This window comes from Chlamydiota bacterium (assembly GCA_016178055.1).
GTDB lineage: Bacteria > Auribacterota > JACPWU01 > JACPWU01 > JACPWU01 > JACOUC01.
This window is the reverse complement of the sequence record JACOUC010000051.1, coordinates 1-13,687: the sequence shown is the minus strand read 5'-3', so window position 1 is coordinate 13,687 and position 13,687 is coordinate 1. Positions and strand designations below refer to the sequence as shown.

Sequence of the window (13,687 nt, the reverse complement as noted above, 5' to 3'; positions counted from 1 at the left end):
AAAGAGAATCATTCATAATTTGTTTGCTTATTTCTTTTTAGCTTTAAAATCTAGCACACTCTGCACAATGGCTGTAGCAATTTTATTTCGGTAATGAGAATGGTTAAGATTTTGCGCTTCTTTGGGATGAGTGATAAAACCAACTTCAATCAGAATGGCAGGAGTTCTTGCATTCCTAAGCACGAAAAATCGGGCGCTTTTGACACCACGGGACTGATTATGAAGAGTTTTAAACAAGTTTTTTTGAACCAAACGGGCAAGGTGATAGCTCTTGGCTCGATTTTGACGGTATTGGGGACCGTTGAGCTTGGGGTTTGCTTCCGCAAAGTAAAAAATTTCACAGCCCGATACATTTTTTCGGCGGGCTGCATTGGTATGAATGCTGATGAATAGATGGGGTCCTAATTTTTGGGATAGGTTGGTTCTACCCCATAGAGTGATGAATTCATCATTATTGTTGCGTGTCATTAAAACCTTTATTCCTTCATTTTGAAGTTTTTCCCGAACTTTTTTTGCAATGTCTAAGTTGATGTCTTTTTCGTTCAGTCCTCCTTTTCCTTGAGCACCTATATCCGGTCCTCCATGGCCGGGGTCCAGAAGCACAGTAAATATTCCTTTAGAAATGTTAGAAGACGGCACTTTAGATGTTGATTGAGTCGAGCTTGGCAAAAATGTTTTTAGGCCAAATTGGAGTGGGATCAGGAGTTTTCCCTTCATCATTTTGGCTTGGGCCGGCATTTTGGACTTTTTTCCGTTTACAAGAGCATAGGCGGAGCCTACTCGGAAAGCCATTTTAAATTCAGTAGATTCAAGGGAAGAGATCTTTGCCTTCGGATCCCAGCTTTCCTTTAAGCCGTAGGCGATGGCAAAGGAGGACAAAGGGACAAAAACGACGTTGTTAAAAGTGAAACTAGGAGCTTGAGTGACTCCCCGCGTTCCAGAAATTAAAACGGCTTTGACGTTCAAGGGAAAGATAAAAAAGAGTATCAATAAAAATATAAAGAATTTACGCATGAGGTCTCCCCAAAAAGCTATCAGGTCTTTGGTCTTGGGTCAAGGTCTGCAAGAGGAATTTTGATTTTTCTTGTACGCTGAATGCTCTACGCTGTACGCTTGATCCATGCGCAATTTTAAAATGGTTCTTGCTTATGATGGAACGAATTATTCAGGCTGGCAGATTCAAAAAGGCGCTCTGACGATAGAGGAAGTTTTGGAAAAAGCCATTCATGCCATTACACGAGAGAAGGTGAGGGTGATGGGTTCCGGGCGCACCGATGCTGGGGTTCATGCGTTGGGACAGGTGGCCCACTTTCGTTCAAAAACGCAATTATCTCCTTCGCAGCTAAAGCGAGCAGTGAATAGCAAGCTTCCAAGTGATATTCGGATTCTGAAGCTTGAAGAAGTCCCTTTAAATTTTCATGCCCAGTATTGGGTCAAAACGAAGATTTATCGTTATCAAATTTGGAATGGAGAAGAGTTGCCGGTCTTTGAGAGAGATTTTTTGCTTTATCATCCAGAGAAGTTAGATGTTATGAGCATGAAAAGGGCTTCTCGGCTTCTCCTAGGTCGCCATGACTTTTCAAGTTTTGGTGTGAATCGTCATCTTAAAGGGGGGAGAAAAGAAAATTCTGTTCGGATGATGAAAAAGGCTATTGTTAAAAAAAAAGGATTTTATGTCACAATTGAGTTGGAAGCAGATGGATTTCTGTATAAAATGGTCCGATCTATTGTGGGAACTTTGCTTGCTGTAGGAGAAGGGAAGTTGACCCCGGATGATTTTAAAAAAATTTTAAGTGAAAAAAATAGATCCAGTGCAGGTCAAACCGCACCTCCTCAAGGACTTTTTTTGGTAAAGGTAAAATATTAGGAGGGAAACCTTTTTGAGAGGTTTCAAATTTAAGTAAATTTACACACTAGGAACTTTATGAATCTTCAAGAAAAATTATTGTCTGGAAAATTTGTCATTACGGCAGAGCTTTCTCCTCCGAAGGGACCGGATGTGACAGAGCTTGTGACGAAGGCCAAAGGCTTAAGAGAATGGGTGGACGCCGTGAATCTGACCGACAATAATCGAGCGGTGGTTTGCATGGGATCTATTGCGGCTTCTCGTCTGATTTTGGATGAGGGTTTAGAACCGATCACTCAGCTGACGTGTCGGGATCGGAACCGAATGGGTCTTCAATCCGACCTTCTCGGAGCTTGTGCCCTGGGCATTCGAAATCTTTTGGTGTTGACAGGTGATCCTGTGAAAGTAGGAGATCATCCAGATTCAAAAGAAGTTTTTGATGTCGATTCACTTCAGTTGATGAAAATGGCTGTGGGACTGAATCAAGGACTAAATTTTTCAGGGAAAGAATTCAATGGAAAGACTGATTTTTTTATCGGGGCTGCGGCCAATCCTGGGGCCAAAGATTTAGCCATTGAGCTTTCAAAATTTCAGAAAAAGATTGAATGTGGAGCCCAATTTTTTCAGACTCAGGGGGTTTATGAAGTTAAACCTTTTCAGAATTTTATGGATCAAGTACGCCTTTTTTCAGTGCCTGTGATTGCAGGAATTATTCTTTTGAAATCGGCTAAAATGGCCCGTTTTTTAAATGAAAAGGTTCCAGGGGTGCATGTCCCCGAACATTTTATTGATCAATTGGAGAAGGCTCCTGATCCTATAGAAGCAGGAGTTCAAATTGCAGCTCAAGCCATTCAAGATTTAGTAGGAGTAGCCCAGGGAGTTCATCTGATGTGCCTTGGGAGAGAGGATTTAATTCCTCAATTGGTAGAGATGGCGAGGGTGTGTAAGAAAGGCAGTTGACAGCTTATTCATCCTATGTTATCGTGATACCTCTCAACCTTTAGAAAGAAACTGGGTCATGATGATGATGAAGACTTTTATGGCGAAGTCCAAAGAAATTGAAAGAAAATGGTATTTGCTGGATGCATCCAATCAAGTGCTGGGTCGCTTGGCTACTCGGACAGCCGATCTCTTACGGGGAAAAGGTAAAACTTTATTTACTCCTCATGTTGATTGCGGTGATTATGTCGTGATTGTTAATGCTGAAAAGATTCGAGTCACGGGAAAGAAGTCTGAGCAATTGGAATATATCACAGCCTCAGGCTATCCCGGGGGCCAGAAGGTGGTCCCTTATCGCCGAATGCAAACAGAACATCCAGAGCATATTATTGAGCATGCAGTCAGAGGGATGGTTCCTTCGAATCCACTGGGTAGGCAGGTTCTTAGAAAGCTGAAGGTTTATACAGGGTCTAGCCATCCTCATTCTGGTCAGAATTTGGAAAGCTTGAAGTTAGCGTAAATAAATTAGAAACGAAGGAATATTAAAATGGCAGAAATTGTAAGATATTATGGTACGGGTCGCAGAAAAACAGCAGTCGCCAGAGTGTGGCTACGAAGTGGTTCAGGAACCATTTTGGTTAATGGAAAACCTCCTGAGGAGTATTTTCCAAGCCCAAATTTGCTTCGTCTCTTAAGAGGTCCTTTACAAGATACGAAGATGGAAAAGGTTTTTGATATTCAGGCTAAGGTTTCGGGTGGGGGTGTTGCAGGTCAAGCTGGAGCATTAAAGCTTGGGATTGCGAGAGCTTTGGTTGAGACCCATCCAGCTCTGAAGAAGGTGTTACGGGATGGAGAATATTTAACACGGGATCCTCGCGGCCGTGAAAGAAAGAAGTACGGGCAAAAGGGTGCTCGTAAAAGATTCCAGTTCTCTAAACGATAGGGACCCAGGCAACGAAAATATCGCAGGTTGTGTACCATTTTTAATATTCATTTTTAGAAAAGCAGAGGTGGATACCTATCTACTTCTGCTTTTTTTATTTTAATTTGTGAATTAACCCCTCCAACTCCCCTTAAATAAGGGGAGGGTTTTCCCCCTTTTGGGGTAAGAGGGAAAAGGGGAATAACCCCAAATTAAGGAACTTATGAAAATTGGCATTTGTGGAGCGACGGGTTATAGTGGGAGGGAGCTGGTTCGGATTTTGCTCTGTCATCCTAAAGTAGAAATTGCTTTCCTTTCTTCTGAGCAATTTTCTGGAAAGCCTTTCTCTGATGTTTTCCCAGAGTTTCGCTCCCGCATGGATAAAATTTGTCAAAAAATAGATTCCATTTCTTTAAATGAAAAATTGGACCTTGTTTTTTTGGCTCTTCCCCATACCGTATCGATGAAAATGGCCAAACTTTTTTTACAACAGAATATTCGTGTGATTGATTTGAGTGGGGATTATCGATTACCGCAAGAACTCTATGAAAAGTGGTATCACCATCCACATCAAGATGCCCAGAATTTATCAAAAGTGGTTTATGGCTTATCAGAAATTTTTCGAGAAAAGATTAAAAAAGCCCAATTTATTTCTAACCCCGGATGTTATCCAACCTCAGCTTCTCTGGGGCTTATTCCCGCCATTTCTAAGGGATGGATTGAATTAGAAGGGATGGTGATTGATGCCAAATCCGGGGCCAGTGGAGCGGGAAGAAATCCATCACTTACCATGCATTTTTGCGAAGTGTATGACAATATAAAGGCCTATAAAATTGGAGTTCATCAGCACACCCCGGAGATCGAACAGATTTTAAGCGTGGTTGCAAAAAAAGAAATTCATCTGGACTTTGTTCCACATTTAATTCCGATTCAGCAGGGAATTTTAAGCACGATGTATACTCGGCTCAAAAAAAGAGTCTCCACATCGGAAATTCTTGCATCCTATCTGGAATTTTATAAGAATGATTCTTTCATTCGAATGTTACCCGAGGGAGTTTTTCCTCAGACGGCTGATGTGAAGGGAACTAATTTTTGCGACATCGGACTTCATGTTGAGGAACGGACTCAACGGTTAATCATTGTTTCTGCCATTGACAACATGGTCAAAGGGGCGGCTGGACAAGCTGTGCAAAATATGAATTTGATGTCAGGCTTTCCTGAAGTGATGGCCCTTCAATGAAACACATTAAAGAGATTCCACACGCATCGGTTTCGTATCCGCAAGGTTTTTTAGCTGCAGGAATCAACTGCGGAATTAAAATGACTAAAAAAGATATGGCCGCGATTGTTTCACAGATTCCAGCCAGGATTGCAGGGGCTTTTACCAAAAATGCTTTTGCGGCCGCTCCCGTTCGTTGGTGTCGTCAGGTGATGAAACGCTCAACGGCTCGAGCCATTATTGTTAACAGCGGAAATGCAAACGCTTGTACAGGTGATGGAGGCTTTCGCGATGCACGGAAAACAGCTAAAGTGATGGCCGAAGAATTAGGAATTAAACCTGAAGAGGTGTTGGTTTCCTCGACGGGAGTGATTGGGAAAAGACTTCCGATGGATACGGTTGAGATGGGGGTGAGAAAAATTGTCAGATTCCTTTCTCGAAAGGGAGATATAGAAGCCTCTCAGGCTATTTTGACCACGGACACCTTTCCAAAAACAATGGGTGTAGAATTGACGTTCGGGGGAAAACAGGTTCGAATAGGGGCCATGGCAAAAGGGGCTGGAATGATTGAGCCTAATATGGCAACGATGCTTTGTTACATTACGACGGATGCAGTGATTGAACTTTCCGCTTTACGACATGCACTTAAAAAGGCGGTGGATGGCTCTTTTAATTGCATTACGGTTGATGGAGATATGAGTACCAATGATTCTGTCATTTTGATGGCCAATGGAATGGCCCGAAATGAGGAAATTGTTGAAGGTTCTTCTGATTATGAAATTTTTGTCAAAGCCCTTTCTTTGATGACCCTGAAGCTTGCAAAAAAAATTGCTCTGGATGGAGAGGGTGCTACAAAATTAGTCGAGGTTCGTGTAACCGAAGCAAGAACGGATGAGGAGGCGGAAATGGGGGCTCGGGCCATTGCCAATTCAAATTTGTTTAAGGTTTCTCTTTATGCCCAGGATCCCAATTGGGGGAGACTCATGGCGGCTCTTGGAAGTGCGGGAATTTCTATTGTTCCTGAAAAGGTTTCAGTGAAATTCAACGGGCTCACTTTTGTTAAACAGGGAAAAACATCCGGGATTCAATTAGGAGAAGCGCGAAAAGTGATGAAGGCAAAACAAATTGAGATTCATCTAAGTTTAGGACAAGGAAAGGGGCAAGCCACTATTTGGACTTGTGATCTTACGCACAAATATGTGGATATTAATATGTGAGGGAATGAGGTTAACCAAGCAGAATCGCCTTGTCCGGGGACGCTCATTGCCCGCCGGCAAATGAGCTCGACGAAGCACCTTGTTCCAGACGGTTCTTTCGAACCGTCTGACCGGGGAACAAGGTGCTTCAACGCCCCGTACAAGGCGATCCCGCTTGGTTTATGGAAGAGGGAAGGTTGAGAATTTTTATGCAAGAATACATCGAAAAAGCATCCGTCTTAATTGAAGCACTTCCTTATATACAGTCTTTTCGCAATAAGACGGTGGTGATTAAATTTGGCGGAAGTGTGATGAATAAGAAGGATTTCTTGGAAGGAATTCTTCGCGATGTGGTTTTTATGGAATGTGTGGGGATTAATCCGATTATCATTCATGGAGGTGGCCCTCGAATTAGCGAAAAGATGAAGCTTCATGGCAAAGTTCCTCGCTTTGTCGAAGGGTTGCGTGTTACGGATCAAGAAACCATTCAATTGGTAGAAGAGACCCTGATGGAAATTAATCGTGAATTGGTTGAGATGATTCATAGTTTTGGAGGAAGGGTGAAGGGGGTATCTGGCCGGACTGAAAATATGATTTTGGTGAGTAAATATCCCCCCATCGAAACGAGACTCCCGGATGGAAAAACTGATTTTATAGATATTGGATATGTAGGCGAAGTGAAGTGGATTAATCCTGAGCCCATCCGCAAACTCACTCAGAAACAGGCTGTGGCGGTGGTCACCCCCATTGGAGTTGATTTGGAGGGGAATGCCTATAATATTAATGGAGATCATGTGGCCAGTCAGTTGGCAGGCGCCCTTAAGGCCGAAAAATTGATTTATCTTTCAGATGTGAGTGGTGTGATGAAGGATCCTCGTCAGCCCGAGACGCTTTTTTCAACTCTGAGCGTAAGTAAGGTTAAAAAATTAATTGAAGAAGGTGTGATTATAGGTGGGATGCTGCCCAAAGTTCGCTCCTGTATGCGGGCGGTAGAAGCGGGGGTTCAGAAAACGCATATTATCGATGGCCGTGTTCCTCATTCTCTTTTATTAGAAATTTTTACAGATAAAGGAGTTGGAACAGAAATTTTTAGAGATGGAGAGGCAGAGGTTCGGGTCCTTCCCTTTGAAGAAGAAAAGCAAGCTTAGAAAGGAGAATCACTTCATTGAGCCAAAAAACTAAAAAAATTATTCAGCTTTATGATCAATATGTCATGCCGACTTATCGTAAAAATCCTGTGGTCTTTGTCAAGGGCAAGGGCTCTTATCTTTGGGATATTGAGGGAAACAAATATTTGGATTGTTTTCCAGGCTGGGGCGTGAGCGGCTTAGGACATTGTCATCCCTCCCTGGTAAAGGCCGTGCGTGAGCAAGCGGGACGTCTCATGCACATTGCGAATAATTACTACAATGAGGTTCAGGGGGATTTGGCCAAGGAAATTTCCAAAAATTCTTTTGATGGAAAATGCTTTTTTAGTAACAGTGGAGCTGAGGCCAATGAAGGGGCGATGAAACTGGCAAGAAAATATGGGCATGAAAAAGGAAAGTTCAAGATTATTTCGACATTAGGGTCCTTTCATGGAAGGACGCTTGCGGCTGTGACGGCCACGGGGCAACCCAAATATCAGCAAGGTTTTGACCCTTTGGTGCCTGGATTTATTCATGTTCCTTTTAATGATGTTGAAGCTCTTCGTAAGGCATTTGATGGAGAGATTATTGCGGTTCTCTTAGAGCCTATTCAAGGAGAAGGAGGCGTTCATATTGCAACTCCTGAATTTTTAAAGGAGGCACGACGCCTTTGTACCGAACGTGACGCCCTGCTTATTTTAGATGAAGTCCAGACGGGGATGGGTCGCACAGGAAAAATTTTTGCTTATCAACATTTTGGAATTGAGCCTGATATCATGACGCTCGCTAAGACTTTAGGAGGCGGAATTGCGATTGGCGCGATGATTGCTCAAAAGAGAATTGGAGATGTTTTACAGCCTGCGACCCATGCAACGACCTTTGGCGGAAATCCACTGGCTTGCAAAGCGGCCCTGGCTGTTTTTGAAATTCTTCGCAAGGAAAAATTGGCCCAACGTTCAGCCAAAATGGGGAAGCTGTTAAAAAAGTCATTCGAATCTCTAAAGAAAGAATTTGATTTTATTAAAGAAGTTCGGGGGATGGGGCTGATGATGGCCATGGAACTTTCGATTGATGGAGTAGAATTGGTCAAACGATGTCTGGAGGAAAGACTGGTGATCAATTGTACCCAGGGAAACGTGATTCGATTTATGCCAGCCATGACCATTACGGAAAAGGAACTTTTACAAGCCATTGATATTGTGAGAAAGGTTTTTAGAAAGGGTAAGGCATCGGTTTGAAAAAAGATTTAATTGATTTACAAGATTTAACCCAAAAAGAATTATTCCAACTTTTTGAATTGGCAAAAAAGCTCAAAAAAGATCCACTTCAACCTCTTTTGGTTGGGAAAACATTGGGTCTTATTTTTAAAAAATCTTCGACGCGTACAAGAGTGTCTTTTGAAGTAGGAATTTCGCAATTGGGAGGAGATTCCATTTTTCTCGATGCCGATGAACTTCAACTGGGACGCGGGGAAACGGTTTCGGATACGGCAAAGGTTCTTTCGCGATATCTCAGTGCCATTGTGATTCGGACCTATGCTCATGATGAAATTGTTGAATTTTCAAAAAGCGCATCGATTCCTATTATTAATGGACTTACGGATACCTCTCATCCTTGCCAAATCCTTTGCGATCTTTTTACAATTCTTGAAAAACGAGGAAGTTTAAAAGATTTAAAAGTGGTGTATATTGGGGATGGTGCTAACAACATGGCTCATACTTGGCTTGTGGGAGCGGCGATGACAGGGATTAAACTGGTGATTGCGGCTCCGCCCAGTTATTGGCCTAAAAGCGAGGCCGTTCGTACAGCCGTCAAACTTTCTTCGGTCGGATCTTCCTTTTTTGAAGCAACTCGGGACCCCATTGCGGCGGTTCGAGATGCCGACATCATTTACACGGATGTTTGGGTGAGCATGGGCCAGGAAAGTGAGAATAAAAAAAGATTGAAGGATTTAGCGAATTATCAGATTAATGAAGAACTTTTGAAAGCGGCCCCCAAAGCGGCATGGGTGATGCATTGTCTTCCAGCCCATCGAGGGGAAGAAATTACAGATGGGGTCATGGAACATCCTCAATCGATTGTTTTTGACCAAGCCGAAAATCGTTTGCATACTCAAAAGGCTTTAATGGTGATGCTGATGGATAGTCAAAATCAAAAATCAAAGATCAAAAATCAAAATTAAGGATAAAAGAAAATTTGATATTCGACTTTTTAAGCTAAAGGAGCATTTATGTCAGAAAAAGTGGTTCTTGCCTATTCTGGAGGACTCGATACCTCTGTTATTTTACATTGGTTGAAGTATCAAAAGGGACTCAATGTCATTGCCTATGTTGCGGATTTAGGTCAGGGAGGGGAGTTGGACAATATCTCTGAACGGGCGATGAAAACAGGGGCCAGTAAGGTCTATGTGGCAGATCTTAGGGAAGAATTTGTGAGCGACTTTATTTTCCCAATGATCAAGGCGAACGCGATTTATGAGGGACAATATCTTTTGGGGACATCCATTGCTCGTCCGATCATTGCCCAAAAACAGGTGGAAATTGCAAAAAAGGAAAAGGCCAAATTTGTCGCTCATGGCTCAACTGGGAAAGGGAATGATCAGGTCCGATTTGAGTTGACCTATATGGCCTTAAATCCTTCACTTAAAATTATTGTTCCATGGCGAGAATGGGATTTCTCTTCTCGAACGGATCTAATTGACTATGCCGAAAAATATAAAATTCCGGTTCCTGTGACAAAATCTAAACCTTATTCCAGCGATCGAAATTTATACCACATTAGTTTTGAGGGCGGAATTTTAGAGGACCCATGGTCCGCCCCGCCCGAGGACATATTTAAATTGACGGTGAGCCCAGAGCGTGCACCCCATAAACCTGAGGAGATAGAAATTGAATTTAAAGAAGGATCTCCCACTCAAGTGAATGGAAAAGCTCTCAAGCCCCATGACTTGTTAAAAAAACTGAATGAGCTCGGGGGATCTCACGGGATTGGCCGCGTTGATGTGGTAGAAAATCGTTTTGTAGGAATGAAATCCAGAGGAGTCTACGAGACGCCAGGAGGAACCCTTCTTTTAGCAGCCCATCGGGCGCTAGAGGGTTTAACATTGGACCGGGAAGTGATGCATTTTAAAGACAGTTTGATCACAAAATATTCCGAGCTTGTGTATTACGGGTTCTGGTTTTCTCCTGAAATGAGACTTCTCAATAAAACAATTGAAGAAACTCAAAAAAATGTTTCAGGCATAGTCAGGCTTAAGCTCTATAAGGGAAGTTGCAGGGTCACGGGCCGAAAATCCCCTTATTCCCTCTATTTGCAGGATTTAGCGACCTTTGAAGGCGGATCTCTCTATGACCCAAAAGATGCCACAGGCTTTATTCGATTGAATGCATTACGATTGAAGTTGCAGGCGATGAGAGAGAAAACTTTAGGAAAGAATCGTTCATGAAATCCGCAATTAAAAAAATGTGGGGCGGTCGCTTTCAATCGGGGACACATCCCTTGATGGAAAAGTTAAGTGCTTCGGTCCATTTTGACTGCCGACTGGCCTCTTATGACATTACAGGCTCAATCGCTCACGCTAAAATGCTTGAGAGATCAAAGGTGATCACTCGAAAAGAATGTGATCTCATCTTTCAAGGACTTAAAGAAATTCTTAATCTCATTGAGAGAAATCAATTTCGTTGGGATGAAAAATTAGAAGATGTTCATACCCATATTGAATGTGCATTGAGGAAAAAGATAGGAGATGTGGCGGATAAACTTCATACGGCTCGGAGTCGAAATGATCAGGTTGTTTTAGATCTGAAACTTTATCTAAGAGATGAAATGGACAAATTTAAAAAATTAATTTGCTCGCTACAGTCAGCGTTTTTAAGTTTGGCTAAAAGCCAAGGAGAGCTCGTTATTCCTGGCTATACTCATCTTCAGAGGGCGCAGCCGGTTTTATTGGCACATCACCTTTTAGCTTATGTTGAGATGCTAGAGCGGGACCAGACCCGTTTAGAAGATGCAAATTTAAGAATGGATGTTCTCCCCTTGGGGTCTTGTGCTTTGGCAGGAACCTCATTTGAAACGGATCGTGCATTTTTGGCTCGAGAATTGGATTTTTCAAAAATATCCGAGAACAGCATGGATGCCGTGAGCGATCGAGATTTTGTCATTGAAGTGGCATCCGTTTTGGCCATTTTAGGGGTTCATTTATCGCGATTCTCAGAAGAAATGATTCTTTGGTCCAGTTTTGAATTTGGTTTTGTGGAGCTTCCAGATGCCTTTACCACAGGGTCGAGCGCTATGCCTCAAAAGAAGAATCCGGATGCATTTGAATTGGCTCGAGGGAAAACAGGTCGATTAATCGGAAATCTTTCAAGCCTTCTCGTTCTTTTAAAAGGGCTTCCGCTGACTTATAATCGCGATTTACAAGAGGATAAAGAAGCCATTTTTGATTCGATCGATCAACTACAATTGATTTTAGAAATTTTTATTGAGCTCGTTCCTCAGATTCGATTTTGCCCAGAAGCCTTGGCCGAAAAAGAAGATTTTACTTCAAGCCTAGATTTAGCAGAATATTTAGTGAAGAAGGGTATTCCTTTTCGACAGGCTCATAAAATTGTAGGAGAGATGGTTCGATATTGCCTTGATCAAAAAAAAGGGTTTCAGGATTTATCTCTAGAAGAGATTCGAAAATTTTCAAAAGCCTTCGATCAGAATTTCAAAAATTTATTAGGATGGCAAGCCTCGGTTCATGCGAAAAAATCTTTAGGGAGTACGAATCCGATAGAGGTTAAGAAACAGTTGGAAAAATGGAATAGAACATTAGGACGGACTCATAAGACGAGGACCGTGGCATGAAATCCGCAATCCGAAATTCGCAATCCGCAATTGATATCATGCATGACTTTCATTACAAAAATGATCATTTATATTGTGAAGAAGTTCCCCTCGGAAAAATTGCTCGAGAGGTCGGAACGCCTGTGTATGTTTATAGTTCCAAAACCCTCATCGATCATTTTAAAAAATTAGAAAAAGCTTTTTCTGAAGTCAATCATTTAATTTGTTATTCCGTAAAGTCCAATTCTAACCTCGCCATTTTAAAAGTTTTAAGAGATCAGGGCTCAGGTTTTGACATTGTATCTGGGGGAGAATTGTTTCGTACGTTAAAGATTGGGACCGATTCTCAAAAAATTGTTTTTGCAGGGGTTGGGAAAACCGCTCAGGAAATTGAATACGCCTTAAAGTCTGGGATTCTTTTTTTTACGGTAGAATCGTTTCCAGAATTAGAGGAAATCGATGCCGTGGCTTGTCGCCTCGGTCAAGTGGCCGGAGTCGCCATTCGGGTCAATCCAGATGTGGATCCAAAAACCCATCAATATACCTCAACGGGGAAAGCTGAAAATAAATTTGGGCTCGACATTGAGGCTGCTCTTGAGGCCTATCGAAAAGCGATGACCTTAAAAGGCGTTCGTCCCATTGCGCTTCACATGCACATTGGATCTCAAATTGTAGATCCAGCACCCTATCAACAAGCCGTTTCAAGAATTATTCCGCTCATTCAGAAATTGAGAGATTTGAAAGTTCCTCTAGAATTTTTAGATATTGGAGGTGGGCTTGGAATTATTTATAAAGAAGAGACGCCGGCTACAGCGGATGCTTTTGCGAAGGCTATTCTTCCTTTGATTCGTGGATTAGGACTTAAAATTTTGATTGAACCCGGGCGATTCATTGTCGGTAATGCTGGAGCGCTTCTGACAAAAGTTTTATATTTAAAGACAAATCCACTCAAGAATTTTGTCATTGTCGATGCAGGTATGAATGATTTAATTCGCCCCAGTCTTTATGGGGCTTATCATGAGATCTTGCCGGTTGTCGATCGCCATTTAGGAAAAGCAATGTCAGATGTGGTAGGTCCTATCTGTGAATCAGGGGATTTTTTTTCCAAAGATCGTCCGATGAGTCCAGTGGATCCCGGTGAAATTTTATCGATCATGTCGAGCGGAGCTTATGGCTTTTCCATGGCCTCCAATTATAATTCTCGCCCCCGAGCAGCAGAAGTTTTGGTCCAGGGCGACCGCTTTTCTATTGTGAGAGAAAGGGAGCACTTGGAAGATTTAATCCGTGGAGAAAAGACGCTTTGATTTGAAAAATCTCAAGAAAGATCCCCTCTACATATTGGCACTCTGAAAATTAATTACTTAGATCCTGCGTGAAAAATTAAATATATTGAACTTCCAAGCAAGCCCATCAAGGGTTTTAGCGATAAAATGTTCTTGCAGATGAACCTAACTTTTAGTTAGCTTCATCTTGCCCAGCTACTGTATTGATTTTGATTCTACAGCCAAGACCCTCTACGGTCATCAAGAGGGGGGAGTCAAAGGTTACAATCCAGAACACATCGGTAAAAAATCCTATCACCCCTTGGTCGCTGCCGAAGCCCATCTCCAT

Annotated in this window: 13 protein-coding genes; 12 read left to right on the top strand and 1 reads right to left on the bottom strand. The window is 42.3% G+C overall.

Features of this window, described 5'->3' with window-relative positions:
- Positions 1-27: 27 nt before the first annotated feature.
- A complete protein-coding gene (locus tag HYS07_08035; protein ID MBI1871125.1) occupies positions 28-1,014 on the bottom strand; it encodes an N-acetylmuramoyl-L-alanine amidase in 987 nt (328 codons plus the stop codon).
- A 106-nt stretch (positions 1,015-1,120) separates the two neighbouring features.
- Between HYS07_08035 and truA the strand changes: the two genes are divergently transcribed.
- The 12 genes from truA (at position 1,121) to lysA (ending at position 13,380) form a co-directional block, all read left to right on the top strand.
- A complete protein-coding gene (truA, locus tag HYS07_08030) occupies positions 1,121-1,867 on the top strand; it encodes a tRNA pseudouridine(38-40) synthase TruA (GenBank protein ID MBI1871124.1) in 747 nt (248 codons plus the stop codon).
- 57 nt (positions 1,868-1,924) lie between these two features.
- A complete protein-coding gene (locus tag HYS07_08025; GenBank protein ID MBI1871123.1) occupies positions 1,925-2,806 on the top strand; it encodes a methylenetetrahydrofolate reductase in 882 nt (293 codons plus the stop codon).
- A 64-nt stretch (positions 2,807-2,870) separates the two neighbouring features.
- The gene (gene rplM / locus HYS07_08020) at positions 2,871-3,305 is read left to right on the top strand and encodes a 50S ribosomal protein L13 (protein ID MBI1871122.1); all 435 of its coding nucleotides are present in this window, start codon (positions 2,871-2,873) and stop codon (positions 3,303-3,305) included.
- A 27-nt stretch (positions 3,306-3,332) separates the two neighbouring features.
- Positions 3,333-3,728 (top strand): 30S ribosomal protein S9, encoded by a 396-nt coding sequence (gene rpsI / locus HYS07_08015; protein ID MBI1871121.1) that lies wholly within the window; start codon positions 3,333-3,335, stop codon positions 3,726-3,728.
- A 202-nt stretch (positions 3,729-3,930) separates the two neighbouring features.
- Complete coding sequence (locus HYS07_08010) at positions 3,931-4,947, top strand: N-acetyl-gamma-glutamyl-phosphate reductase (protein MBI1871120.1); 1,017 nt, start codon at positions 3,931-3,933, stop codon at positions 4,945-4,947.
- The gene (gene argJ / locus HYS07_08005; GenBank protein ID MBI1871119.1) at positions 4,944-6,143 is read left to right on the top strand and encodes a bifunctional glutamate N-acetyltransferase/amino-acid acetyltransferase ArgJ; all 1,200 of its coding nucleotides are present in this window, start codon (positions 4,944-4,946) and stop codon (positions 6,141-6,143) included. The genes HYS07_08010 and argJ overlap by 4 nt, the downstream gene beginning before the upstream one ends.
- Before the next feature lie 188 nt (positions 6,144-6,331).
- Positions 6,332-7,270 (top strand): acetylglutamate kinase, encoded by a 939-nt coding sequence (gene argB / locus HYS07_08000; protein MBI1871118.1) that lies wholly within the window; start codon positions 6,332-6,334, stop codon positions 7,268-7,270.
- Between the two features lie 65 nt (positions 7,271-7,335).
- Positions 7,336-8,487: an aspartate aminotransferase family protein gene (locus HYS07_07995; GenBank protein ID MBI1871117.1), complete on the top strand. Its 1,152-nt coding sequence runs from the start codon at positions 7,336-7,338 to the stop codon at positions 8,485-8,487.
- Complete coding sequence (gene argF / locus HYS07_07990; GenBank protein ID MBI1871116.1) at positions 8,478-9,431, top strand: ornithine carbamoyltransferase; 954 nt, start codon at positions 8,478-8,480, stop codon at positions 9,429-9,431. Before HYS07_07995 ends, argF begins: the two co-directional genes overlap by 10 nt.
- Positions 9,432-9,479: 48 nt before the next feature.
- Complete coding sequence (locus tag HYS07_07985) at positions 9,480-10,694, top strand: argininosuccinate synthase (GenBank protein MBI1871115.1); 1,215 nt, start codon at positions 9,480-9,482, stop codon at positions 10,692-10,694.
- 17 nt (positions 10,695-10,711) lie between these two features.
- Entirely contained in the window at positions 10,712-12,097 is a 1,386-nt protein-coding gene (gene argH, locus HYS07_07980; protein ID MBI1871114.1) for an argininosuccinate lyase, read from the top strand.
- A 38-nt stretch (positions 12,098-12,135) separates the two neighbouring features.
- A complete protein-coding gene (lysA, locus tag HYS07_07975; protein MBI1871113.1) occupies positions 12,136-13,380 on the top strand; it encodes a diaminopimelate decarboxylase in 1,245 nt (414 codons plus the stop codon).
- The last annotated feature ends 307 nt before the right edge of the window (positions 13,381-13,687 follow it).